The organism is Mesonia hippocampi (genome assembly GCF_014197445.1).
Taxonomy (GTDB): Bacteria; Bacteroidota; Bacteroidia; order Flavobacteriales; family Flavobacteriaceae; genus Mesonia; species Mesonia hippocampi.
The window spans coordinates 1-26216 of sequence record NZ_JACIFO010000005.1 but is presented as its reverse complement, the minus strand read 5'-3'; the positions used below and the strand labels follow the sequence as shown (position 1 = coordinate 26216).

The following is a 26216-nucleotide window of genomic DNA, read 5'->3' as shown; positions in this document are numbered from 1 at the left end:
CTAAAACTATAAAACTTTTAGATTATGAATTTGTTTAAGAAAATATTTTCAAAAGAAAAAAAAGAAACCCTCGATAAAGGCTTAGAGAAGTCTAAAACAAGCTTTTTTAATAAACTTAGCAAAGCCGTTGCAGGAAAATCTAAGGTAGATGATGAAGTTTTAGATGATTTAGAAGAAATTCTAATAAGCAGTGATGTAGGTGTGGCTACCACCATAAAAATTATTAAGCGTATAGAAGAGCGTGTGGCTAAAGATAAGTACTTAGGTACAGCAGAACTAGATACAATACTACGCGAAGAAATAGCCAGTTTGCTTAGCGAATCTCAAGGTGATGATGCTGCAACTTTCCAGCACTCAGATAAAAAACCTTACGTTATAATGGTTGTAGGAGTAAATGGTGTAGGAAAAACAACTACTATAGGAAAATTAGCTTATCAGTACAAAAAAGCAGGAAAAAAAGTAATTCTAGGAGCAGCCGATACGTTTAGGGCTGCGGCAATAGACCAGTTACAAATTTGGGCAGACCGCGTAGATATTCCTATCGTTAAGCAACAAATGGGAAGCGACCCAGCTTCTGTAGCTTTCGATACTGTACAAAGTGCCATAAAACAAGATGCCGATGTAGTTTTGATAGATACAGCCGGACGTTTGCATAATAAAGTAAATTTAATGAATGAGCTTTCTAAAGTAAAACGTGTAATGCAAAAGGTAACCCCAAATGTTCCTGATGAGGTGCTACTCGTATTAGATGGTTCTACAGGGCAAAATGCTTTTGAACAAGCAAAACAATTTACGGCAGCAACAGAAGTAACTTCTCTAGCAGTTACAAAACTGGACGGAACAGCAAAAGGAGGCGTCGTTATAGGAATTAGCGATCAGTTTAAAATTCCTGTAAAATTTATAGGAGTAGGCGAAGGAATGGAAGATTTACAAATATTTGATAAAATGGAATTTGTAGACTCTTTCTTTAAACAAGTGAAGGCTTAAAAATAGATTATGCGTGCAAACCCCTCTGAAACCAATCCAATTTTGGCTAATCGGTTTAAACATATTTTAGGAAAGGTTGTTTTTATTTTTTCAACACTTTTTTTTATCATGCGCTTTATAGGTGCTTTTAATGAAATGGAAACGCTACCAACCTTAATCTTGTGTATTCCTTCTTTATTATTGGTCGTTGTAGGATTTAAAATGTATAAACGCCAACAGTTTATGTGGTGGTATATAGCATTAGGAATGCTCATAATTATAGGAATGCGTTATTATGAACATTCTTTGTATAACTATTTTGTAGAATTGTTCTCTTAAATTAACTGTTTTTCTTTTGCTTAATCATCGCTTCTAGCATATCCCACATTTCTTCGGGAATTTGCTCGAGTAAGTTAAATTGTCCTGCGCCTTGAAGCCACTCTCCGCCATCTATGGTAATTACTTCACCATTTATATATCCAGAATAATCGGAAACAAGATAACCTGCAAGATGCGCTAATTCCTCATGTTTACCTACACGTTTTAAAGGGACTTTTTTAGATAAATCAAATTTATCTTTTAAATCTCCAGGCAATAGCCTATCCCAAGCTCCTTTTGTAGGGAAAGGTCCAGGTGCAATAGCATTAAAACGGATGCCATATTTAGCCCATTCTACCGCAAGAGAACGTGTCATGGCAAGCACCCCTGCTTTTGCACTGGCCGAAGGCACTACGTAGGCAGAACCCGTCCAAGCATAGGTGGTTACAATATTAAGTACCGATTTGTTTTTTTCTTTTTCGTTAATCCAATGTTTTCCAAGTGCAAGCGTACAGTTTTTTGTTCCCTTTAATACAATATCAATGATGGTATCAAAAGCATTGGAAGAAAGCCTTTCTGTTGGAGAAATAAAATTTCCAGCAGCATTGTTAAGTAGCACATCTATTTTGCCAAATTCCTTATGTGCAAGCTTGCACATGTTTTCTACTTCTTCATAATTTCTTACATCGCATTGAATTGCAAAACATTTTCCGCCGGTTTCTTCTTCTAATTCTTTGGCTGTATTTTTAAGTTTTTCTAGGTTTCTAGAAGTAATGGCAACTTGGGCGCCTACCGTTAAAAAATACTTGGTCATGGCTTTACCTAAGCCACTTCCTCCTCCAGTAACGATAATGTTCTTTCCTTTTAAGGCGTCTTGTTTTAGCATAGCTTAATGTTTAGATTTAGCATTAGCATAAAGTTAAGCATTTAATTTTACTATACTAAAATAAAAGCAGACTAAAAATCGCTTAGAATCTCTAGAATTTGAATAGCGGCATCACTAATTTTTGTTCCAGGACCAAAAACGGCAACAGCACCAGCATCGAATAAAAATTCATAATCGGCAGAAGGGATAACCCCACCTACAATGACCATAATATCTTCACGATTTAATTTTTTTAATTCTTCGATAACTTGTGGGACTAAGGTTTTGTGTCCTGCTGCTAAAGAGGAAACCCCAAGTACATGTACATCGTTCTCTACAGCTTGTTTCGCTGCTTCTGCAGGGGTTTGAAAAAGCGGACCTATATCTACATCAAAACCAACATCGGCATAGCCTGTGGCTACTACTTTGGCTCCTCTGTCATGCCCGTCTTGTCCCATTTTTGCAATCATGATACGTGGTCGGCGACCTTCGTTTTCGGCAAAAGCATCTGCAAGTTCTCGTGCTTTTTTAAATGATGAATCATCTTTAATTTCTTTACTATACACGCCACTAAAAGATTTTATTTGTGCTTTATGTCTTCCATATATTTTTTCTAAAGCCATGCTTATTTCTCCAATACTGGCTCTTTCCCTGGCAGCATCTATAGCTAAAGCCAGTAAGTTTCCTTGAGCCGTTTCTGCTGCTTGGGTAAGCTTATTTAAGGCTGTTTGAACTTTTTTCTCGTCTCTATTTTCTTTTATAGAATTTAAACGTGTAATCTGTTGGTTTCTTACCGTTTGGTTGTCAACCTCTAGTGTTACTATTGGATCTTCTTTTTCGAGTCTATATTTATTGGTACCTACAATAATATCTTGTCCACTGTCTATACGCGCTTGTTTTCGAGCAGCAGCTTCTTCAATTCTCATTTTAGGAATACCTTTTTCGATAGCTTTGGTCATTCCTCCTAATTCCTCAACCTCTTGGATTAGTTTCCAAGCTTTGGTTGCAATTTCTTCGGTAAGCTTTTCTACATAGTAACTTCCTGCCCAAGGGTCTACCGTTTTGGTAATTTGAGTTTCTTGTTGTAGGAATAATTGGGTATTTCTTGCAATTCTGGCCGAAAAATCTGTTGGGAGTGCAATTGCCTCATCTAAAGCATTGGTGTGTAAACTTTGCGTTCCTCCAAAGGCAGCGGCGGCAGCTTCTATACATGTACGAGCAACATTATTAAAAGGATCTTGTTCTGTTAAGCTCCATCCACTTGTTTGGCAATGTGTACGTAGGGATAGTGATTTTGGATTTTTAGGGCTGAATTGTTTTACTAATTTTGCCCAAAGCATTCTTCCGGCACGCATTTTTGCGATTTCCATAAAATGATTCATTCCAATAGCCCAGAAAAACGATAATCTAGGGGCAAAACTATCAATATCCATTCCTGCTTCTAAACCTTTACGGATGTATTCTAATCCGTCGGCTAGTGTGTAAGCAAGCTCGATATCGCAAGTAGCTCCTGCTTCTTGCATGTGGTACCCCGAGATACTTATGCTGTTAAATCGAGGCATATTTTTAGAAGTATATTCAAAAATATCCGAGATAATTTTCATCGAAGGTGTTGGTGGGTAAATGTAGGTGTTACGCACCATAAACTCTTTAAGAATATCGTTTTGTATGGTTCCTGCAAGTTGTGCTGGTTTTACGCCTTGCTCTTCTGCAGCAACAATATAAAATGCCATTATGGGGAGTACGGCTCCATTCATTGTCATAGAAACCGACATTTTATCTAAGGGAATCTGATCGAAAAGTATTTTCATGTCCTCGACAGAATCTATGGCAACTCCTGCTTTTCCTACATCACCTACTACACGCTCGTGGTCGCTGTCATATCCGCGGTGTGTAGGTAAATCGAATGCTACGGAAAGTCCTTTTTGACCTGCAGCTAAGTTTCTGCGATAGAAAGCATTACTTTCTTCTGCGGTAGAGAAACCTGCATACTGGCGTATTGTCCAAGGTCTTTTTACATACATGGTAGAATATGGTCCTCGTAAGTACGGGGCAATTCCTGCCACAAAGTTTAGGTGCTGTATATCTTTACGGTCTTCTGCCGTGTATTTATTTTTTATAGAAATATTCTCTGCAGTCTTAAAAGAGGTACTTTTAGAGGTTTTGTTTGTAGCTTTTTTAAGCTTTATATGTTGAAGATTTTTACGCGACATGGTTTTCTCTCTTAAATTATTCTTCGTTTAAACGAGTTTGTTCTAACTTTTCGGCTAATCTTTTGGCAATTATAGGCTCGATAAGTGTTTTCCTTTTTTCTTTTTGTAAAAAAGGGCTTTTTTCGAGTTCATGTGCCATTTTATCTTCAGGGTTTTGATATTTATTGGTTCCGATAAGGGTGATTTCTCCTTTATCGAATTGAGCTTGTTCTTTTTCGGCACTTTCTTTAACCTTACGCTGAATAGTTCCTGCTTTTAGAGCGGCCAAAAAGCCACCACTTTTTTCTATTTGTTTAAAAATATCGAGGGCTTTTTCGGAAAGTTGTTCTACCAAATGCGTGATGTAGTAAGTTCCATCGGTTGGGTTTTCTACTTTATCGAAGTAGCTTTCGTTTTTTAAGATAAGCAGTTGGTTTCGGGCAATACGTCTACCAAAATTGTTTTGATGGTGAAAAATCTCATCATAAGGCATGTTACAAATAAAGTTAGCATTACCTAAAACAGCACTCATGCACTCGGTAGTGCTTCTTAGCATGTTTACGTTATAATCGTAAAGGGTTTTGTTGCGTGTAGAAGGAAAAGCTAAAATTTCTATATCTTCTGGCATATCATAGGCTTCGGCCAGCGTGGCATATAAGTCTCTTAATGCGATAAGTTTTGCGGTTTCAAAAAAGTAATTGGTACTTATGGCTGTTTTAAATAAGGGTTTAAAAACAGACTTTATATTTGGTATTTTTTGCGTTATAAAATTTAGGTATTCATTTACATGCGCAAGGGCATAAGCTAATTGTTGTACTTGTGTGGCGCCTGCATGTTGATAAACTTGGGTGTTTATTGCAACTTGTACCGAGCATAGTTCATGTATCTCTAGGAAATCAAGTAATAAATCATGATCTTTTTTTAGGTTGGTTAACCAGTTTCCTGTTTTGGCTAAGTTTCCTACAATATCTATTCCTAAGCGTATTTGGTGGTTTTTATGCTCTTTTAAAAACCGTTTTAATTCCTTAAGGTGGGTGTTGTTAAGGTTTTCTAGCTCTATAAAAATTGGGGTATTCTCTAGGGCTATGTTTGCTAATAACTCGGTTAAGTTTACTATTTCTTTAGGGAAAAACAACCAAAGGCTTTCGGTGCCTTTTTCTATGCTAGCTTTAAGCTCTTCTTGTTGATTAGCATGGGTGATGATAAATTTTTCTGTAATGTACCAATGAGTTGGTGCTGCAGAAATAGGAGTTTGTGGCGTATTCTCAAGATGATAAAAAGGTTTAATATCTATCCCATTGTTAGTATGGGTAATAAGGCTGTTAAAATCATCTCCTTTTAAATCTACCTGAATTTTTTGCGTCCATTCTTTAGCAGATGTAGGCGAAAAATCTTCAAACAATGTTTTAGTCATTTACTGTTGTTTTTAAACTATCTTGATATTCTATAATAAAAACCTCTTCATTATCTTTTTTCATAAAATAATTTTCACGTGCATATTTTTCTATAGCAACGGGATGATTGAGGTCTTTTATAGTTTTTTTATCGTTAAGAATTTCTTCTTCGTAATAGGTTTTGTTATTTTTTAGTTCTTTTAGTTCTTGGTTTAATTCCTGATGAATTAGCCATGAATTACTATCAAAAAAAAGCATCCAAACACCAAAAACAAGCAAAATTATAACATACTTATTACTGATGATTTTAAACCAAGTTTTACTTTTTAATTGTGTGTAATTCATTGTTTACGAAGATACAAAATTATACTAAACGATTACGGATGATGGTTTGAACAATATCTATAGCTACCGTGTTATAGCGGTTGTAAGGAATAATAATATCGGCAAACTCTTTAGAGGGTTCTATAAACTCTTGGTGCATAGGTTTTAGCGTGTTTTGGTACCTGTTTAAAACCTCGTTTAGGTCGCGTCCCCGCTCATTCATGTCACGTTTTAAACGTCTTATTAGGCGTTCGTCACTATCGGTATGAACATAAATTTTAATATCAAAAAGCTTGCGTAATTCAGGGTTGGTAAGAATTAAAATTCCTTCAACAATCATTACTTTTTTTGGAGCAGTACTAATGGTTTCGCCAGTACGGTTATGCTCTTTAAACGAGTACACGGGTTGCTCTATTGTTTTTCCTAGGCGTAGGAGCTTTAAATGCTCGCAGATTAAATCGAAATCTATCGATTGTGGATGGTCAAAATTTATTTTACAGCGTTCATCGTAGGTTAAATCACTGTTGTCTCGATAATATGAATCTTGAGAAATCACAGTAACTTCATCAGCTTCGAGCTCTTCTGTAATAAGTTTTACTACGGTTGTTTTTCCGCTTCCGGTACCACCGGCAATACCAATTATAAGCATGGAGATGTTTTTGGAGCAAAATTACGTAATATTTAAAATTACGAAAGATTTTTTATTTGTAATAATGCTAATTTTTAAACGAAGTGTAGACTATCTTTAAGAGAGATTGTATTTTTGTGTTTTCAATTTTTGTTATGAAAAAGTATATCCTAAGCGTTTTACTCGTTATATTATTTGCGCCAACACAGGCACAAGAACAATCCCAACAAGTTACAACCCCAACTACTTGGCAGTTAGCAAAACACGATGCCAAGCTTATGTTTGGGGGCTTAAAGTACACTTATTCCAGGCCTTTTAGCTGGGGACAAGACGATTGGGCGATTGCCGCTGGAGTAGTGGTAGGGGCGGCAGGATTAAATATTATAGACCAACAAACCTCTGATTTTTTTGTAAAACACGAACCCGATGTTCCTAATATAATTAAAGATTTTGGCTGGTATTTTGGAAGTCCACAAAATAATTATGGAATAACAGGAAGCGTTTACCTTTTTGGGCTTTTTACTAAAAATGAAAAAATAAGGAGAACAGGAATTCTTATGATTTCTGCAGCGAGTGCGGCGGGCTTAATACAAACGGTTTCTAAAACAGTAACCGGTAGGGCAAGACCTTCTGATGGAGGAAAGTTTAGCTTTAAACCTTTTAGTAATGAAGGCGGATACCATTCTTTTCCCTCAGGACATACGATTTTATCGTTTACTACTTTTTACGCCTTATCTAAACAATTTTCTAACCCTTGGGTGAAAGCAAGTTTGATAACCGCAGGAATGATTTCTCCTGTATCGAGGCTTTTAGCTGGAGCACATTGGTTAACCGATGTAGCTTTAAGCTTAGCACTTACGGTTGCTGTGGTAGAATCTGTAGATAAATATTTGGATAAAGAAATGGGAACCCTCTCTGAAATGGAAGCTAGAAAAGCTAAAAAGAAAATATCGTGGAACCTAAAGTTAGGCGCAGGAAGTTTTGGAATAACCGGAACGTTTTAAAAATAACATAGAAGGAAATTTTAAAAATCCATTAAGTTAGAATTCTAACTTAATGGATTTTTTATCAACTTATAAGCTGTTTATAACACTACCACATTTTAGCATTTTATCGCCGTAATAGGGATTGCGAACTTCTTTTTCTGTGCTTAACCAAACGGCACCTTGGTCGTTATTAGCCATAGGGCATTGTTGAACATAAAGCGGAGTGTCTACTTGCATGTTTTTTTCTATAAACTTGATAAAGTTATCCGATAAACCTACCAAATATACACGTTGTTTTTCTAAATTGGTTTCTTTTGCTATTTTCTCTAGCGCCGATTTTACGTTGATAATGGTTTCTTTAGCCTCTTTAGGTTCTTGTATATCAATAGCTAAATGGGCTAACATTTTTGAGGCTTGTGCACTTATTTCTGATGTATTATCTTGTACAAAAGCATCTTTCATTTGTAAATAAGCAGCAATAGCTTCCTTTAGTTGTTCTTGGGCTTTTTCGGGTAAATGTGTTTTTGGTTTGTTTTCAAGGCTCATCATCGATTTTTTTCCTTGTAATTGCGCTGCGGCATCTACTGTAAAAGTACCGTTGGTAACTATTTCTTCGCCAGGTTTTAATCCCGATAATACCGTATAAGCATTTCCTGTTTTTTGCCCTAAACGTATTTTTCTTAATTCAAAAACACTTTCGTCTTTTTTGGGTTTTACATAAACTACAGATTGCTCTCCCGTCCATAATACAGCGGTTTCAGGGATGCTTAATTGCGTACCCTCATTTTTACTATCAATGTGTACAGCTCCTGTAATAAACATTCCTGGTTTAAATTTATCCTCTTTATTATTGATAATTGCACGTATGCCAACGGTACGTGTAGTGGTGTTTAAAATAGGACTTATAAAATCTATTTTTGTTTCGATGGGGTTTTGCCTTAGGGCAGAAGCCTCGATAGTTATTTTTTGTCCTTCTTGGAGCGCCCCTATTTGGTTTTCATAGGCATCAAAAACCGCCCAAACTTCATTAAGGTTGCTTACCTCAAATAATATTTGGCCTTCTTGAACATAATCACCTTCTTCTACATTAATTAACGTAATGGTTCCTGTGGTATTGGCATATATAGGGAAATCTCGCAGCACTTCTCCAGATTTTTCGATGTTATTGATTTGTTTTTCTGTGAGTTTCCAAGTGCTTAATTTATTTTTAACGGCGTTATAAAGTGCAGGTTGGGAGCTTTTGTTTGCTGCGGCAGTAAGTAGTTCTTGCTGTGCAGAAACCAATTCTGGCGAATAGATTTTGGCAATAAGTTGCCCGCGTTTTATTTTTTTGCCAGTTTCTTTGGTGTATAAAAACTCTATTCGTCCTTTAAAATATGCTGCTTGAAGTGCTTTGTTATTTTCACTTTCTTTAATGATTCCAGAAAGCTTTATTTGATTAGCGCTTTCATTATTATTATCAATAAGTGTTGTTTCTACATTGGCTAGGGCAATGGCGTTTTTGGTCATTTTAATTTGTAGCGGGCTGCTGTTTGCTTCTGCTTGATCGGCAGGGATTAAATCCATACCACAAATAGGACAATCGCCAGGTTCTGGTTGATTGATTTGTGGGTGCATAGAACAGGTCCAACTACTACTTTCTTTTGTTGTGGTACTTGTGGTATCTGATGTGCCAGATGCATTTAGTAAGAAATAGCCAATGCCAATTCCTACAATAAGTACAATGATATAAACTGCTATTTTTTTCATAGGGAATTTACTGTGTATTTTGTGAGAATGAAATTTATATGAAGTTAGCTAATTATTTTGCCTAGTGGTTACTTCGGGTTTTTAGTGTGAATAAATTTCAATTCTGTTTTATCTAAAAATTATTTAAACTATTAAAATCATATTTATCAAAGAGAAAAACTAACCCTACGCTAGGTTAAAGCGTAAGGTTAATTGTTTTTTATTGGATGGTTTTTTGCACCATACCACAACGAAGCATTTTCTCTCCGAAGTAAGGGTTAAGAATATTTTCTTCAGACGATAACCAAAAAGCTCCTGTGTCGTTAAAAGCCATAGGGCAAAATTGCTTATATACTTTTCCTGAAGTAATGTTATCATTAGCAAGGGTTTCTACTTGCTTGCTTAAGTCGAAGAATAATACGCGTATTTTCTCGATATCATCTGTTTTAGAAATATCTTTGGCTAGACGAATAATTTCTTCGTTTTTTGCAGACGCACTCATTTTTTCGGCAACTTGTTTTGCGGTGGTTGCATCCGATTTTACTAAAGCATCTTTTAAAAGAATGTAGTCTTTATAAACCTTATTTACATGTGTTTCTTTAAAACTAAGCTCAGAAGTTTGTTTAACTTCTTTAGCAGGTGTAGCGGTTGTTTTCTCTTCGGTTGCTTGTTTGTTTTCGGTTTGTTTACAAGCGGTAAAACTAAGGGCAATAATCCCTAGGCTTAAAATAATTTTTGTTTTTCTCATGGTTTTATTGATTTAAATAATTAATAGTTGCTTGTTGGCGGTAATAGTTATTAAGTGCTTCTGTAAGCGAAAGCTCCATGGTTAATTGCAGCTCGATAATATCTAAAACATCGTTGTATTGTAAAATTCCGTTTTGGTATTGTTGCAATAAAATTTGCTGTGCTTGTTCGGCATAGTTTAGGTTTTCGAGCTGATTTTGGTAAGTAATCCTAGCAGAAATTTGCTCTTCTATGGCTTGGCTAAGTTGTGTATCGATAAGGTTTTTTTGCAGCTCCTGCTGTTGTTGTGCCTCTTGAACTTTAATGTTGTTTTGTGCCGTGATAGATTTATACTTTTTATTAAAAATAGGGATAGAAATATTAACCATAGGCATAATGATATCTTTTCCGTTATCATCCATCACCATACCTGGGCGTTCTTCTACAAAAACATAATCTAAACCAAGCCCAATATTAGGGTTAGCACCTTTTCGGTTTACTTTTTCTTCCTGTTCGATGCTAGAAATTACATAATCGTATTTAAGTACCTCTGGATGAATTTTTGGGTCGTTAAAATCGGTCAATTTTTCTTTTGGTAAGCTTAACGTATCGGGTAATTCTATCAGTAAATCTTCTTGATTTAACAAGTTGCTAAAGGCTGTACTTTTCGCATAGAAAAGCCCTTGTGTTTGCTCTTTTTTACTTATCAATTCCTTCCTTTTCATCTGTAGTTTTAAGACATCTACCGCAGAAGCTTGATTGGTTTCTACTCCTTTAAGAGCAAGGGCTTCATAGCTATCTATAAGGGCTATGTTTTTTAGATAAATCTGTGTTTTATCTTTTAGCATGTATAAATCATAATAATTGGTAGCAACTGCTAAGGCTAGTTTGTCTTTAGCAATAGCAATGTCGTAGTTTTTGGTTTCCACCAAACTGTTGATGTATTTTTTTTGGGTTTTAAAACTACCAAACCAAGGGAAACTCTGTTGTACAGAGAGTTTTGCGACTTGTGCTCCCGTTCTTGTTTCGGGCTGACTAACAAAATAACCTGCACCAAAGGATGTGTTTCCTAGTGTATTGAGTTCATTAATGCGTTCTGAAAGCTGTTTTTTTTGCGCTTCTAGGGCTTTTATTTCTGGGCTTTGTTCCTTTGCAAGTTTAATATATTGCTCTAGCTGTTGTGCTTGCAGGTCGTATAGGCTTCCAGCAAGGAGCATTAAGTAAAGAAATATATTTCTTAGCCTAAGTTTTTTAATGTTTATCTTATTCATGCTTAAGGAAATTATATTTAAGTTTCAGTTCTGCTTTCCAACTATATAATACAGGGACTACAAAAAGTGTAATCAGAGCAATAAGCATACCACCAAAACTAGGAATGGCCATAGGTATCATGATATCACTACCTTTTCCTGTAGAGGTAAGTATAGGTAAAAGCGCTAAGAGCGTAGTTGCGGTTGTCATTAAACAAGGGCGAATACGTTTTTCTCCTGCCTCGATAACAGCAGCTCTAATTTCAGCTTTGTTTTTGGGTTTGTTTTTATCAAATGTTTGCGTTAGGTAGGTTGCCATTACTACGCCATCGTCTGTAGCAATTCCAAACAAGGCTATAAACCCTACCCAGACAGCAACACTTAGGTACATGGTTTTTACTTGGAAAATATCGCGTAGATTTTCTCCAAATACAGAAAAGTTTAAAAACCAATCTTGCCCATATAATCCCAAAAGCATAAAACCTCCAGAAAATGCTACGGCTATTCCTGTAAAAATAATAAAGGAAGTACTAACCGATTTAAACTGTAAATATAAAATGATAAAAATGATAAGCAATGAAATAGGAATAACAAAGCTTAATGTTTTTTCGGCTCTTAATTGGTTGATGTAATTCCCTGTAAATTCGTAGCTAATGCCTTTTGGAACGGTTAAGTCGCCATTATCGATATGCTTTTGAATGGCTTGCTGAGCATCTTCTACCACATCGGTTTCTGCAAAACCATCAAGTTTATCAAAAAGCACATAACCTACCAAGAAGGTGTCTTCGCTTTTTATTACTTGTGGTCCTTTTTCGTACTTAATATCGGCGAGTTCTGCTAAAGGAACAGGCTGTTTGTTTTCTACAGGAATGTAGATGTTTTTTAGATCGTCTGGACTGTCTCGTAAGCCTCTTGGGTAGCGTACACGGATGTTATAGCGTTCTCTTCCTTCTACGGTTTTAGTAAGGGGCATGCCTCCAATAGCTACTTCGATAACTTGTTGTATTTCTTCAATACTAATTCCGTAACGGATTAATTTATCGCGTTTTATATCGATAAGTAAATAAGGCTTTCCTACCATTCTATCGGCAAAAACAGCTTCTTTTTTAACCCCTGGAGTTTGTTTAAGCAGTTCTTCTAACTTTAATGCAAAAGCTTCTATTTGAGTTAAGTCTTGTCCTTTTACCTTAATTCCCATAGGAGCACGCATTCCTGTTTGCAGCATTACTAATCGAGTTTCTATGGGTTGTAATTTGGGAGCAGAGGTGACTCCTGGAATTTTTGTTTGCTTAACAATTTCATTCCAAATATCATCTGCCGATTCGATTTCAGGTCGCCAAATACGAAAGTACTCACCGTTTTCATCTGGGATAAGCAAATCGATTACTTCTTTAGTATACGGAACAAGCTTGCTAGAACCAGAGTTTTGCGTAACAGGATGATTAGGATTTTCTACGCGTTTTCCGTTCTTTAAAATAAAATACCCATTTTTATCTACCTTAAAAGTACTAGGCTTTAGGCTGTTATTTTTGGCGTATTCTGGGTAATATTGGATTACGTTTTCATACATAGATAGCGGAGCGGGATCTAAGGCAGAGTTTGTTTTTCCTGCTTTTCCCACTACGGTTTCTATCTCTGGAATTGCCGCAACCGCCATGTCTAATTGTTGTAGAACGCGTTTGTTTTCTTCTACTCCTGCGTGCGGTAAGGAAGTAGGCATAAGTAGAAAAGAGCCTTCGTTTAATGCCGGCATAAACTCTTTTCCGGTATTTCTCATAATCCAAAATCCAATCACAAGAAAACTAGCAGGAATAAGCAAAAACAACAATTTGTTTTCTAAAGTCCATGTAAGCAATTTGGTGTAGTTTTTTCTAAATACATAGAAAGCTCCTAAAATGCCAAAAATTAAAACACTCGCAAAAATAAAATTAGTTATAAAGGAGTGGTTGAAACCAAGCGGACGCCAATACCATGCTAGAGCTACACTAATGCAGACAGCAGTAAGAATGTTGGTGCTTTTTAAGAAGGTTTTTTCCGAGAGTATATGTTGTTTTTTTAGTATATCTAGTCCTACAAATAGTATAAGTACAAGCCCTAATAAATGTCCGAAAAGAAGTCCAATTACCCCTATTATAATCAATAAGCTAGCTAAAGCATACTTCACTATTTTGGAGGTTTTTCTTTTCTTAAATAAGCTGGCTGCGAAAGGAGGTAAGATAAATAAAGCAACTATTAATGCGGCGATTAAAGCCATGGTTTTTGTAAAAGCAAGCGGACTAAACAGTTTGCCTTCTGCACCCGTTAAAGTAAATACCGGTAAAAAGCTTACAATGGTAGTAAGTACAGCTGTAATAATTGCCCCCGAGACTTCAGAGGTGGCATTGTAAACAACTGCTGTTATAGGAATTTTTTTAGTTTGCTCGTTGATATGGCGTAGAATATTTTCGGTTAAAATAACGCCAATATCAACCATGGTTCCAATTGCAATGGCAATTCCTGAAAGCGCTACAATATTAGCATCTACATTGGCATATTTCATAGCGATAAATACCATAAGCACAGCAATAGGTAATAAGCCTGAGATAAGTGCAGATGCGCGTAAATTATAAACCATTATGGTAATAACAAGAATGGTGATTAGAATTTCTAAGAGCAATGCCTCGTTTAAGGTATCTAGGGTTTCTTCTATAAGTTGGGTACGGTCGTAAAAAGGTACAATAGTTAGTTGCGAAACGGTACCGTCTTGTAAAGTTTTTTTGGGTAAACCTTTACTGATTTCTTCAATCTTAAGCTTAACCCCGTCAATTACATGCATAGGGTTTGCTCCATAACGAGCAGTAATAACGCCACCAACAACTTCGGCACCTTCTTTATCCAGAATTCCTCTTCTTTCGGCAGGCCCTAAGTTTATGTTGGCAATATCTTTTAGTCTAATGGCTCTATATTCGGTACTAAGTACCACAATATCTTCAATATCTTTTATCGATTTAATATAGCCTAAACCTCTTACAAAATATTCAGCTTTATTAATTTCTAAGGTTTGTGCGCCAACATCACGGTTGCTTTGTTTTACCGCTTGGGTAACCTGTGCTAAGCTAATGTTGTATTGGCGCATAAGCTCAGGGTTTATGTCTATCTGATATTCTTGTGTAAACCCACCAATAGAAGCTACTTCAGCAACCCCTTTGGCACTTGCTAGCGCATAATTAACATAGTAATCTTGGATGCTTCGTAACTCGTGTAAATCCCATCCGCCAGTTACATTGCCGTTTTCGTCTCGTCCTTCTAGGGTGTACCAATAAAGTTGTCCTAAACCGGTGGCATCAGGTCCTAGTGTAGGGGTAACACCTTCGGGGAGTAGGTTTTGAGGAAGCGAGTTTAATTTTTCTACAATTCTGCTACGACTCCAGTAAAAATCTACGTTTTCTTCAAAGATGATATAAATACTAGAAAAACCTAACATAGAGGAACTTCTAATGGTTTTTACGCCAGGTATTCCAAGTAAACTGGTGGTAAGTGGGTAGGAAATTTGATCCTCGATATCTTGAGGAGAACGCCCTTTCCAAGGGGTGTAAATAATTTGTTGATTTTCTCCCAAGTCTGGGATAGCATCTACGGCAACGGGATCTTTAGGTAAAAAACCAGTATCCCAATTAAAAGGGGCGTGGATAACTCCCCAACCTATAAAAAGAATTGCAATTAATACGGCAATTAATTTATAGTGTATTAAAAAATGTATAAGCCTATTAAGCATAATAATAAAATGATTTAATGAAACAACAAACTTTACCTTAAAGGTATCGTTATAGTAAAACCTCGTTGTTTATAGAACACGAGGTAAAAGCGTTTATTAAATCAAATAAGATATACTTCTTGTAATTGCTGGATATCCCAGACAATTTTGGGCGGGGTGTAAGTTAAGTAGTCAGGATTGTCTGTAACTTCTGGCGTAAATAACGCAAGGTAACTCATGCCGAAGCTAACAATAAATACTTGCTGTTCTAGGGTTAATTGTAGCGGAGAGGATAGTTCATCCTGCCCATCAACAATTACTTTTTTATCTTTACAGCAGTTAGATTTTTCTATGGTACAACCTTCAGTGTCGGTTGTTTTAGAGGTATCAAAATTATCCATTCCACAACTTGTTGCAGCTTCCAGTAGGTTTATATCTACTAGAAAAGACCCGCAATAGTGCATATTAGCAGCAAAAGAAACCGTAGAGCCCATAACGAGAAAGGCTAGACTTACGGCTAATATTTGGCGGAATAATTTCATACAAAAACAAATCTATAAAAATAATTTTAAAAGAATTCTGTTTTTAAACTCTTTTAACAAAGATTGTCTTTTTATTTCTTAAATTAGGGTTTTTAAACAGCGTGGATAATGTCAAATATCAAGTTAATAATTGAAGAGCGTGCTGCAAGGATTGGCGATTTTCTGGTTGGTAGGTTATTGCCCTTTCGGCAGAAAAGAGCCGTAGGGCCGTTTGTTTTTATAGACCACATGGGACCTGTAGATTTTTCTGCTAGCCAGAATTTAGATATTGCCCCGCATCCACATATAGGCTTATCTACCCTAACATATCTTTTTGAAGGAAATATCATGCATAGAGATAGTTTAGGTAACGAACTCGAAATTTCTCCTGGAGCCGTAAATTGGATGACAGCAGGAAAAGGAGTAGTGCATTCTGAGCGCACACCAGACAGGTTGCGAAACACACCTAAACGTTTACATGGATTGCAAATATGGGTAGCATTACCAAAAGCATTAGAGCAAACCGAACCCAATTTTTATCATGCCGAAAAAGATAAATTGCCCTCTTGGGAAACCGATGAGGTAATGTATAAACTTATTGCAGGAGAGGCTTTAGGAAAAAAATCTCCAGTGCCTGTTTACAGTGAGTTATACATGTTAGAAATTGTAAATTTAAGCCAAGAAGATAAGCAAATAACAATAGGAGAGGGGCTGTATGGAGAAAGCGGACTTTATATTTTAGAAGGAAGCGTAAGGATTAAATCACATCGATATACCGCCAAGCAATTGCTGGTAACACAAGAAAGCCATTTGTGCAGTTTTGAGTTAAGTGCAAAGGCTAAGGTATATGTATTTGGAGGTGAAGCCCTTCCCGAGAAACGTTTTATACATTGGAATTTTGTAGCTTCGGATATGAAAAATATAGAAAAAGCCAGAACTGATTGGGAGCAGCAAAACTTCCCGAAAGTACCTAACGAAACCGAATATATACCTTTACCTACCTTTAATTATTAAGCTTATGAATACTGTACATGCAAGCATTACCCGAGAAAAGTACAAAACCACTATTGTAACAGATAATAAACATACACTTGTTGCCGATGAACCTATAACTGCAGGCGGAGAAAACCTAGGGATGACTCCTGGGCAATTATTAGCCTCGTCTATTATATCCTGTACTGCAATAACATTACGAATGTATGCAGATAGAAAAGAATGGCCTTTAGAGAAAATAGATATAAGTATTACTTATGAAAAAAAGGAGGATAAAACAGTATTCTATAAAAAACTAACTTTTCATGGCAACTTAGACGATAAACAACGTGGACGCTTGTTAGCTATAGGCAAACGCTGCCCAATAGAGCGCATTGTAACTTCAGAAGTAGAGGTTGTTTCTAGTTTGAATGATTAGTCACGTACCAGCGGGGCAACTTTTTCCATACGATGCAATTGTGTGTTGACCTTTTGAAGCACAAAAAAAACAGCCAAAAACAGACGGAAAAAGCACTGTTTTTTTAAGATAAAAACAAACCTGTAATAACAATAAAATCTACAGGTTATTTATACCATTATTTTAAGAAAAACCAGCTTTTAGTTTTACCCATGTTTTTCCCCTATCAAAGTCATACCTAGTCCACACCTAGTCTAGGGTGAGACCACAAATTGTCCACTAAAAAATGGGCTGATTTTAGTTTAGCTGTGGTTTAAATATGATGTAAAAAAGACTTATTTATAGGCGATAAAAAAACAGCAAAAACAAGGCTCCTTAGAAGAAGTGTTTTAAGCTTGTTTTTTCAGAGTTTTTTTTATTATAATTTTTTAATTAAACTCTTTGGGTTTTATAAGCTTTTTGTTTTAACATAAATAGTTGTATATATTTGACAGGGATGTGTATTATACTTAATAAAAAATGGAACTAGAAGAAAAAAAATTAGATAACCCAGTATGGAATTCTTTAAATGAAGTACATAACAAATTTTCAGTAGAATATGATGGAATTAAATTTTATGCGTCAGAATATTGTCCTTTTGGGGGTTTTATAAACTATAAGAAATCTTCTGAAGGCATAAGTAATTATGCTCAAAAAATCAACAATTTTTATGTAGTTGGTGAAAAACCAAAATACCAAAATCAGTTAGTATTAACTAAGAATCTAATTTGTAATCAAATGCTACTGCATAAACCTATAGACATTGAGCTAACTGAAGCTATTACGGAATTAAATACCAAACAACAAAAAAATGATTTGTTTGATTTGGTTAATATGATTCAGCCTGGTTATTTTAAAAAGAAAACACCAGATTTAGGAACGTACTTTGGCATATATAAAAACAATCGATTAGTTGCGGTAACAGGAGAAAGAATGAAGATGAATAAATATACAGAAGTAAGTGCTGTTATTACTAGCCCTGAGCATACAGGAAAAGGTTATGCGAAACAATTAATAAAACATACCACAGATCAAATATTTAACGAAAATAAAACGCCATATTTACACGTTGCCGAATCAAATATTGGAGCAATTAAACTCTATGAAAAATTAAGTTTTTTAACTCGAAGAAAAATAAGTTTTTGGAATTTAAAAACATTATAAAAATAAAAAAGCCCTCCATCGGAGAGCTTTTTGTGCGGCTGAAGGGAGTCGAACCCCCACGCCTCGCGGCACTAGATCCTAAGTCTAGCGTGTCTACCAATTCCACCACAGCCGCAGTGCTTAGTAGTAAATCGGTTGCAAATATACATAAATATATCAATCTACAATAATAAATTATTAAAAATTTCAAATTTTAAAAACTTGTTGTTATCTTGGCAGTTCTATTTAAAATATAACTACATGATTACCAGTAAAGATTATGTTCAACAACATAAAGAAAGATTTATAAATGAATTAATCGATTTATTGAAAATTCCTTCCATAAGTGCCGATTCAGCCTATAAAAAAGATATGTTTTCTACGGCAACATTGGTAGAAAAAAGCTTAAAAGAGGCAGGATGTACAAAAACCGAAATTTGCGAGACTCCAGGTTATCCTGTAGTTTATGGAGAGCGAATTGTAGATGAAAATTTACCCACGGTATTGGTCTATGGGCATTATGATGTTCAACCAGCAGATCCAATAGATTTATGGGATAGCCCTGCTTTTGAACCTGTAATTAAGAAAACAGCAATACACCCAGAAGGAGCCATTTTTGCCCGTGGTGCTTGTGATGATAAAGGGCAGTTCTATATGCATGTAAAAGCATTAGAATATATGGTGAAAAATGAGGAGCTTCCGTGTAATGTGAAATTTATGATAGAAGGAGAGGAGGAAGTAGGAAGTGTAAATTTAGCTTGGTTTATAAAAAACAATAAAGAAAAATTAGCAAACGATGTGATTCTGATTTCAGATACTGGTATGATTGCTAAAGATACCCCATCCATCACCACAGGTTTAAGAGGTTTAAGCTATGTAGAGGTAGAGGTTACAGGACCAAATAGAGATTTGCACTCAGGTTTATATGGAGGTGCTGTTGCCAACCCAATAAACATACTTACAAAGATGATAGCTTCGCTACACGATGAAAATAACCATATTACTATTCCTGGTTTTTACGACAAGGTAGAGGAATTGTCTAAAGCAGAGCGAGCAAAGATGGCAGAAGCTCCTTTCTCATTAGAAAAATATAAAGAAGCCCTTGCAATAACAGATGTATATGGAGAGGAAGGCTATACAACCAACGAGCGCAATTCTATTAGACCAACGCTAGATGTAAATGGTATTTGGGGCGGTTATATAGGCGAAGGTGCAAAAACAGTTATTCCTAGCAAAGCTTTTGCTAAAATATCAATGCGTTTAGTGCCTAACCAAGATTGGGAAGAAATTACTAACCTATTTCAAAAACATTTCGAAAGTATAGCTCCAGCAGCGGTAGAGGTAAAAGTAAAACCACATCATGGTGGGCAAGGATATGTAACTCCTATAGATGGGATAGAATTTCAGGCAGCGAGTTTAGCGTATCAACAAACTTTTGGAAAAGAACCTATCCCGCAACGTAGCGGAGGGAGTATCCCAATTGTAGCTATGTTTGAAGAAGAATTAAAAAGCAAAACTGTTTTGATGGGATTCGGGTTAGATAGCGATGCTATACATTCGCCTAACGAGCATTTTGGAGTGTGGAACTACCTAAAAGGAATAGAAACCATTCCTTATTTTTATAAACATTTTACAGCACTTAAGAAACAATAGTAATGAAGAAGCCTTTATTTTCTCCAAAGCGATTATTCCTGTTATGTTTGGCAGTTTTTTGTCTTACCAGTTATAGCAGTATTGCTCAAAACGATAATTTCCAGTTTAAAACAAGAAATTTTTGGAGTAATGTTCGTTTTGGAGGAAGTTTAGGAATGGGCTTTTCTGATGGCTTTTTTAGTGCTACCCTCGCGCCTAATGCTTTGTATAAATTTAATGAATATTTTTTAGGTGGCGTAGGCTTGAAAGGCTCTTATGCTAAACAGAAAAATGATTATGAAGCAATTGTTTTAGGAGGAAGCTTAATGGGGTTATACAGACCTATGCAAGCTCTAGAGCTATCGGCTCAGTTAGAGCAACTTCACGTGCAGCGAGATGATAAGTATTGGGGATATACGGACAATTATTGGTTTACAGCACTCTATTTAGGTATTGGGTATAGGGCAGGAAATGTTTCTTTTGGAATACAATACGACGTACTATATGATAAAGAAAAAAGTATATACAGCACGCCGTTTGGACCTTATGTGAGGGTTTTATTTTAAAGAAACTTAAGAAGATTTTTTTACAAATTTTGTTAGGATAACAATTTGTTGTCCATCTACTTTTCCCTCTATATGTTCTGCATTATCATGCACTAGGCTTATTCTGCGTACAGCAGTACCTCGTTTTGCAACCATACTGCTTCCTTTTACAGGTAAATCTTTAATCAATACAACCGTATCTCCTGCATTTAATACCGCACCATTAGCATCTTTATGGATAATTGCTTGTCCACTTTCATCGGTAGCAGGCATGCCTTCTTTTGCCCAAGCCAAGGTATCGTCTTCCATATACATCATGTCTAATAAATCTTGCGGCCATCCTTCATTTTTTAGTTTGGTAAGCATTCTCCATGCCGTTACTTGCACAGCAGGATTGGTGTTCCACATGCTATCGTTTAAGCAACGCCAATGGTTGGCGTCTATACTGCTGTCGTCTGTAAGTTGTTGGTAGCAAATAGTACAAGTTAATACACAATGTTCACTTTCTTTATCTTGATGTGGTGGTACGTGGTAAACCTGTAGCTCTTGGTTACTGCTGCAAAGTTCACATGCAGCACTTGCACGTTCCATCAAATCTTGTTCTAATTTCATAATTAATAATTTTAAACCGCTGTAAAAGTAGGTTTTTTTAACATAATTCCTAATTTCCTCTTATTCGTTTTAGTAATGAGCTTAATAAGTTTTTAGCATTTTCACGGTCTTTTTTAACTTCGGTAACCTGTATTTCTTTGTTGGCTTGAGAAATACGGTAACTAAATGCGAAATTAGTAGCCTTGGGGGAAAGGCTTAATAATCCAAACCGGAGGTCATTAAAATAAAGCTGATTCTCTTTTTTGGTGATGCTGTACCAACCTTCAGAGATTTTTATAAGTTTTTGAATGCTTTTGTCTTTTTTTATAGGAGTTAGAAGTTCATGATTTTTCGGGTAAGAAGCAAAATGTATGGGCTGGGTATCAAAAAAAGAATAATGCCCTATTAAATAAGCCGTTGGAGTATCTACATTTGCCGTCCAGAGGATGGTGTTAAAAGCGGTTGGTTTTGTTATAATGTTAGTATAGGCTATATTTTGTGTTTGAAGTGCTTGGGTGAATTTCTGATAAGTGATAAATTTTAAAATTACGCTAAGCAGCAGGTAGGCTGAACTTATAGAAATACCTAATTTGTTGTAAAAGCTTCTTTTACAATTAGTTTTAGGTAATCGCATGGCTAAAATTAAGCAAACTATAAAAGGGATGGTATAAAGCGGGTCTATCACAAAAATAGTTTTAAAGGCTAAGCGATTGGTAGAAGGCCAAAAAAACTGTGTTCCCCAAGTGGTAAATGCATCGAGCATAGGATGGGTAATTAACCCGAAAAAGAAAAGCCATGACCAAGATTTCCAGGAAACAGACTTATCGTATAGCGAGACTATTTTGCCAAAAACGGGTGCGAAAAGCAGCGAAAAAATAATAGAATGTGTAAAGCCTCTGTGTATTTGTAGGGCAGTAACCGTATCGGTAAAATGACTTGCAAAGGTATCTAAATCTGGAATTGTACCAGCTATGGCACCATAGAGCATTGCCTTGTTGCCTATTTTTTTTCCCAATACAGCTTCGCCTACTGCTGCACCTAAAACTATTTGTGTTAGCGAGTCCATAATAAATTATTGGTCAATAATATTCATTTTTCTTAACAGAAACGAAGCATTCATGTTTTTACAAACGCCTTTTTTAAGAGTATAGTCGAAGGATAACTCATCGTTAATAATTTCTGCGTCAAAATAGTAATTGTGAATATGCGGGTATCGTTCGGCAAGTTTACATAAACTCAAGTCGTGTGTAGCTATAATTCCGGTGGCTTTTTGTTTGCTGAGTTTTTCGATAAATTTTTCAGAACCTTCTGCTTTATCTTTACTGTTGGTGCCTTTTAGAATTTCATCTAACACAATAAAGTATTGGTTGTTTTTTAATTCTTCTACCAAAAATTTTAAACGGCTTAGTTCGGCAAAGAAATACGAAGAATCGTCTGCCAAGCTATCTGAAGTTCGCATGCTGGTAATAAGCTTTATGGGTTTGTAGTTACAGGATTCTGCGCGTACGGGTAATCCGGTATTTGCCATTACGATAAGTAACGAAACCGTTCTTAAAAAAGTACTTTTTCCTGCCATATTTGCTCCCGTAACAATTAAAAATTCTTCTTCAGCAATGGTAAAACTGTTGGTTATTGCGGTTGCGGTATTGATTAACGGATGCACGGTGTTTTTTACTTCTAGAATATGCTGGTTTGTACTGTTTAAGCTAGGGAAGCAGTAATTAGGATGATTAAAAGCAAAATTTCCTAAAGAGTGGTAGGCATCTAAGGTTTCTAATACAGCAAACCATTGTTTTACTTCCTTGCTATTGGCCGAAATCCATTTTTCTAATTTATACGTGTAATGTAAGTCCCATAATAAAAATCCGTTTCCTACCACACCAAAAAGCATATTGTTACGCTGCTCAAAGGCATCGATGATTTTAGAAAACTGCTGGAGTTTTTCAGATGCTTTTTGATTTTTTGAGGATAGTTTTTCTTGAAGTTCGGTAAGTAAATCTGCTTTAAAATCTTGGGCTTCAACAAGGGCTAAAAGCTTATAATATTGCTGAAAGCTTTTTTGCGATTCATTGGCATAAACGCCTAATAAGTTTATTTTTTTAAGCTTGCTGCCTGTAATAGCTAAGCCTACAAAAAACCATCCGCTTGGGATATAACCCGAAATAAAACCTCCAAAATAAGCGATGAGTAATAAGATGGAGATACCCCCGAAAACACGAGGGAGCCATAGGTGTATTTTAGGTATAAATGGGGTGTAGTTTTCTAGCCAATTAAGTAAACTTTTATTAGAAACTTCTGTGGTTACTAATTTTGCTTTTGCAGAAAATTCTTGTCGGTAATCAATTTTTTCAGAAAGTTCTGCTATTGCTTGTTGTTTCTCTATAATGTTTAAGGTTTGGTTGGCGGTAAGTAAATCGGCCAATTTATCGCTTCCTTCTTTTAAGCTGGTTCGGTTTAGGTATTGATAAAAAGAATTTTTTCCAAACAAATCAATATCTTCGCTATAATGGTGTAGGGCATTGCTGTAAATTTTTCCAGTGGGTAAGTTTTTATAATCTCCAGCAAGTACGTTTAGCTCGGTTTGATTGATACTAATGAGTGCTTCGAGCTGCTTTTTTTGTACCGCTAGGTTTTGGTATTTTACCAATAAAAATAAAAAAACACTTATTCCTAACACAAGACTAATTCCAAGAAGGGCTAAGTTTCCCCAAAATAAATAAATGAAAAGGATAAGTAGTAGAAAGGTAACAAGCCTCACCATGCTCAGAAAAAATAAGCTTCTTTTTTTTTCTTTTAAATGGCGAGTAAATTCAGCAAGACGTTCTGTATATAATTGCTGTAAGGAAGAGGTTGTATTCATATAATAATAATCGCTATTTTCGTCAAAAATACATATTTGCTATACTATCTTAAGCTAAATAAACAAATGTTTATGAAAACTATGTACTTTTGCCGTAGTTAAAAGATTTACACACTCGATGATAAGAACCGTATATATATCTATTTGTATAGTATTTTTTATATCAGAAACATTAACAGGACAAGTGCTGGGCGCTGCTAAAGAAATAAGTGGCGAGCGTAGAGGTGAGTTAGGAATTAATGAGCCTTCGGAAAACATGCAAGGGGTAATCGATAAACGAGAAAAACCACCCGTTACCGATTATAAAATTATTTCGGTAAGAAATGATACTTCTTATGTAGATACTACACTTACTATATATAAACACTATAAGTATAATAGTATTCGGAAAGATGATGTAGAGCTTTTGCCATTTGCGAATGTAGGGCAAGGTTATACACGTTTAGCCCACCAGTTTTCCGAACGAAAACACTTGCCTGGTTTTGGGACAGAAGCTCGAGAAAACTACCTATATAAAGTAGATGACATACATTATTATAATGTACCTACGCCCTTAACCGAACTTTTTTTTAAAACTACCTTTGAGCAAGGGCAGAATTTAGATGCTTTTCTTACCTCTAATATTGCTCCAAACATTAATTTTAGTTTGGCGTATAAAAGCATAAGTTCTTTAGGGAAATATCAACACACAAGAACGCGACATGGAAATTTTAGAACTACCGTAAATTATCAATCTAAAAATAATAGGTACGATTTAAAAACTCATTTTGTTTCGCAAAGTTTAACCAATCAAGAAAACGGAGGTTTAACCACATTATCTACAGCTCAATACCTGTTGGGTTCTAAAGAGTATAAAGACAGATCTGTTTTAGATGTAAATTATAACGATGCAGAAAACAGGTTGTTGTCAAAACGATTCTTTTTAAAGCATGATTTTAAACTCATCCAGTCAGACAGTATATCTCAGCAGCATCTTAAAGTAGGGCATAAGTTAAGCTTTACCGATAAAGAGTTTAGGTTCACTCAGGCAAGAGCTTCTTTGCTTTATGGAAACACATACGAGGATACCGACCTTTTTGACGAAACAGAATTTCAAAATTTATCAAACACACTATACCTAGATTATACACAAAAAACCTTGGGGAACATACAGTTTTTTGCAACCCATACAAATTACCGTTATGGATACCATAGAAAATTGCAATTGGACACAGGGATTATTCCTAACTATCTAAAAGGAGATGTGATTAATGTGGGAGGAGTTTATAAAAAACATTTAAAAGGTATAACCCTAAATACCGAGGCAGCATATAATGTTTCTGGAGACTATAAAGGGTATTACTTATTAGCAGATGCAAACTATACTGCAAATTCATTGTTTACATTAGGTGCAAAAATCAATATGAATGCACATGAAGCTAGTTATACAAAACAACTCTATCAAAGTGATTATGTAAATTATAATTGGTATAATGATTTTAAACCCGAAAAGGAACAACATATAGAAGCATACATCAAACACAATACTATAGGAAGCTTGTCGGCTCAAGTTTCACAACTAAAAGATTATACTTATTTTGGGTATGTAGAGAATCCAGCTTACAATCCTAATGCACAAGATAATTTAGAACCAGCGTTTTTTGCTAAACCATTTCAATACCATAAAAACATTAAGGCGTTAAAGCTAAAGTTTAGCAATAAGCTGAATTATGCTAAGTTTTCACTAGAAAACACTTTGTTGTACCAAAATGTACTCGAAGGAGAAGAAGTATATAAGGTATCAGATTTTATTACTCGAAACTCATTATACTATAGCGATTATTGGTTTGATAAAGCCTTGTATTTACAAACAGGGGTTACATTTAAGTATTTTACTTCTTTTTATGCAGATAATTACGATGCCGTTATAGCCGATTATGTAGTTCAAAACAATACCGAATTAGAAGGATTTTACACAGCCGATTTGTTTTTTAATGCCAAAGTACGCCAAACACGTATTTATTTTACTTTAGAAAACTTTCCGACAATCTTCACAAACAACGGGAATTTTACGGCGCAAGGGCAACCTTATCGAGATTTTGTAATTAGGTTCGGTTTAGTTTGGAATTTTTTCTTGTAAGAAATTTCTTGTTTTTCAGCGACTTAAAAACTAATTTGAATAAATATTAAATTATTTTAAAGAAATAGTTGCGTAGAAGTAAAAAACGGTTGTATATTTGCAGCCCGCTAAGCGGTCAAGTATGAAGCTTGAGAGTTCATTGAGAAGTTAGGATGTGAGTAGTATAGGAGTAGGAGTAGAAAGGATATTGTTTTTAGAAAATCGGTTAAAAAAAATATTTTTAAAAAATTTTCAAAAACATTTGGTCAGAAAGAAAAAAGCTTATA

Annotated in this window: 22 protein-coding genes and 1 tRNA gene; 9 read left to right on the top strand and 14 right to left on the bottom strand. The window is 35.5% G+C overall.

Annotated elements, in window-relative coordinates; all coding sequences use genetic code 11:
- Positions 1 to 24: 24 nt before the first annotated feature.
- Together ftsY and GGR32_RS06750 are read left to right on the top strand one after the other, a co-directional pair.
- The gene (ftsY, locus tag GGR32_RS06755; RefSeq protein ID WP_183477436.1) at positions 25 to 987 is read left to right on the top strand and encodes a signal recognition particle-docking protein FtsY; all 963 of its coding nucleotides are present in this window, start codon (positions 25 to 27) and stop codon (positions 985 to 987) included.
- A 9-nt stretch (positions 988 to 996) separates the two neighbouring features.
- Positions 997 to 1305 (top strand): hypothetical protein, encoded by a 309-nt coding sequence (locus tag GGR32_RS06750; RefSeq protein WP_183477435.1) that lies wholly within the window; start codon positions 997 to 999, stop codon positions 1303 to 1305.
- Between the two features lies 1 nt (position 1306).
- Here GGR32_RS06750 and GGR32_RS06745 read toward each other — a convergent pair whose 3' ends face one another.
- The 5 genes from GGR32_RS06745 to udk all read right to left on the bottom strand — a co-directional run bounded on the left by GGR32_RS06745 (position 1307) and on the right by udk (position 6708).
- Positions 1307 to 2170, bottom strand: coding sequence for an SDR family oxidoreductase (locus GGR32_RS06745; protein WP_183477434.1), 864 nt, complete (start codon positions 2168 to 2170; stop codon positions 1307 to 1309).
- A gap of 71 nt (positions 2171 to 2241) precedes the next feature.
- A complete protein-coding gene (gene scpA / locus GGR32_RS06740) occupies positions 2242 to 4362 on the bottom strand; it encodes a methylmalonyl-CoA mutase (protein WP_183477433.1) in 2121 nt (706 codons plus the stop codon).
- 16 nt (positions 4363 to 4378) lie between these two features.
- Complete coding sequence (locus GGR32_RS06735) at positions 4379 to 5755, bottom strand: methylmalonyl-CoA mutase subunit beta (protein WP_183477432.1); 1377 nt, start codon at positions 5753 to 5755, stop codon at positions 4379 to 4381.
- Positions 5748 to 6080, bottom strand: coding sequence for an FtsB family cell division protein (locus GGR32_RS06730; RefSeq protein WP_183477431.1), 333 nt, complete (start codon positions 6078 to 6080; stop codon positions 5748 to 5750). The genes GGR32_RS06735 and GGR32_RS06730 overlap by 8 nt, the downstream gene beginning before the upstream one ends.
- A gap of 19 nt (positions 6081 to 6099) precedes the next feature.
- Positions 6100 to 6708, bottom strand: a complete 609-nt coding sequence (gene udk / locus GGR32_RS06725) for a uridine kinase (protein WP_183477430.1) — start codon at positions 6706 to 6708, stop codon at positions 6100 to 6102.
- Between the two features lie 134 nt (positions 6709 to 6842).
- On the opposite strand from udk, the gene GGR32_RS06720 reads away from it, so the two are divergent.
- Positions 6843 to 7691, top strand: coding sequence for a phosphatase PAP2 family protein (locus tag GGR32_RS06720; RefSeq protein ID WP_183477429.1), 849 nt, complete (start codon positions 6843 to 6845; stop codon positions 7689 to 7691).
- 69 nt (positions 7692 to 7760) lie between these two features.
- On the opposite strand, the gene GGR32_RS06715 is transcribed toward GGR32_RS06720, so the two are convergent.
- The 5 genes from GGR32_RS06715 to GGR32_RS06695 all read right to left on the bottom strand — a co-directional run bounded on the left by GGR32_RS06715 (position 7761) and on the right by GGR32_RS06695 (position 15652).
- Positions 7761 to 9422 carry an efflux RND transporter periplasmic adaptor subunit gene (locus tag GGR32_RS06715; RefSeq protein WP_183477428.1) on the bottom strand — a complete coding sequence of 554 codons (1662 nt, stop codon included), beginning with the start codon at positions 9420 to 9422 and terminating at the stop codon, positions 7761 to 7763.
- 199 nt (positions 9423 to 9621) lie between these two features.
- On the bottom strand, positions 9622 to 10149 hold the full coding sequence (locus tag GGR32_RS06710) for a DUF3347 domain-containing protein (protein WP_183477427.1): 528 nt from the start codon (positions 10147 to 10149) through the stop codon (positions 9622 to 9624).
- Positions 10150 to 10153: 4 nt separating this feature from the next.
- Positions 10154 to 11398, bottom strand: coding sequence for a TolC family protein (locus GGR32_RS06705; RefSeq protein ID WP_183477426.1), 1245 nt, complete (start codon positions 11396 to 11398; stop codon positions 10154 to 10156).
- Positions 11391 to 15131 carry an efflux RND transporter permease subunit gene (locus GGR32_RS06700; RefSeq protein WP_183477425.1) on the bottom strand — a complete coding sequence of 1247 codons (3741 nt, stop codon included), beginning with the start codon at positions 15129 to 15131 and terminating at the stop codon, positions 11391 to 11393. The genes GGR32_RS06705 and GGR32_RS06700 overlap by 8 nt, the downstream gene beginning before the upstream one ends.
- A gap of 101 nt (positions 15132 to 15232) precedes the next feature.
- Positions 15233 to 15652, bottom strand: a complete 420-nt coding sequence (locus GGR32_RS06695) for an HYC_CC_PP family protein (protein WP_183477424.1) — start codon at positions 15650 to 15652, stop codon at positions 15233 to 15235.
- Positions 15653 to 15760: 108 nt separating this feature from the next.
- Here GGR32_RS06695 and GGR32_RS06690 point away from each other — a divergent pair, with 108 nt between their 5' ends.
- The 3 genes from GGR32_RS06690 to GGR32_RS06680 all read left to right on the top strand — a co-directional run bounded on the left by GGR32_RS06690 (position 15761) and on the right by GGR32_RS06680 (position 18224).
- The gene (locus GGR32_RS06690; RefSeq protein WP_183477423.1) at positions 15761 to 16645 is read left to right on the top strand and encodes a pirin family protein; all 885 of its coding nucleotides are present in this window, start codon (positions 15761 to 15763) and stop codon (positions 16643 to 16645) included.
- 4 nt (positions 16646 to 16649) lie between these two features.
- Complete coding sequence (locus tag GGR32_RS06685) at positions 16650 to 17042, top strand: OsmC family protein (RefSeq protein ID WP_183477422.1); 393 nt, start codon at positions 16650 to 16652, stop codon at positions 17040 to 17042.
- A gap of 498 nt (positions 17043 to 17540) precedes the next feature.
- Positions 17541 to 18224, top strand: coding sequence for a GNAT family N-acetyltransferase (locus tag GGR32_RS06680; protein WP_183477421.1), 684 nt, complete (start codon positions 17541 to 17543; stop codon positions 18222 to 18224).
- 33 nt (positions 18225 to 18257) lie between these two features.
- Here the strand turns inward: GGR32_RS06680 and GGR32_RS06675 are convergent.
- Positions 18258 to 18339, bottom strand: a tRNA-Leu gene (locus GGR32_RS06675).
- 125 nt (positions 18340 to 18464) lie between these two features.
- Here GGR32_RS06675 and GGR32_RS06670 point away from each other — a divergent pair.
- Entirely contained in the window at positions 18465 to 19856 is a 1392-nt protein-coding gene (locus tag GGR32_RS06670) for a dipeptidase (protein WP_183477420.1), read from the top strand.
- A gap of 2 nt (positions 19857 to 19858) precedes the next feature.
- Entirely contained in the window at positions 19859 to 20401 is a 543-nt protein-coding gene (locus GGR32_RS06665) for an alpha-ketoglutarate decarboxylase (RefSeq protein ID WP_183477419.1), read from the top strand.
- A gap of 6 nt (positions 20402 to 20407) precedes the next feature.
- Here GGR32_RS06665 and GGR32_RS06660 read toward each other — a convergent pair whose 3' ends face one another.
- Genes GGR32_RS06660 through GGR32_RS06650 form a run of 3 tightly spaced genes read right to left on the bottom strand, consistent with a single transcriptional unit; the run spans position 20408 to position 23831 of the window.
- Positions 20408 to 20992: a PhnA domain-containing protein gene (locus tag GGR32_RS06660; RefSeq protein ID WP_183477418.1), complete on the bottom strand. Its 585-nt coding sequence runs from the start codon at positions 20990 to 20992 to the stop codon at positions 20408 to 20410.
- 49 nt (positions 20993 to 21041) lie between these two features.
- Entirely contained in the window at positions 21042 to 22037 is a 996-nt protein-coding gene (locus GGR32_RS06655; RefSeq protein ID WP_183477417.1) for a metal-dependent hydrolase, read from the bottom strand.
- Between the two features lie 6 nt (positions 22038 to 22043).
- A complete protein-coding gene (locus GGR32_RS06650; RefSeq protein WP_183477416.1) occupies positions 22044 to 23831 on the bottom strand; it encodes a MutS-related protein in 1788 nt (595 codons plus the stop codon).
- A 118-nt stretch (positions 23832 to 23949) separates the two neighbouring features.
- Here GGR32_RS06650 and GGR32_RS06645 point away from each other — a divergent pair, with 118 nt between their 5' ends.
- Positions 23950 to 25950: a putative porin gene (locus GGR32_RS06645; protein WP_183477415.1), complete on the top strand. Its 2001-nt coding sequence runs from the start codon at positions 23950 to 23952 to the stop codon at positions 25948 to 25950.
- The last annotated feature ends 266 nt before the right edge of the window (positions 25951 to 26216 follow it).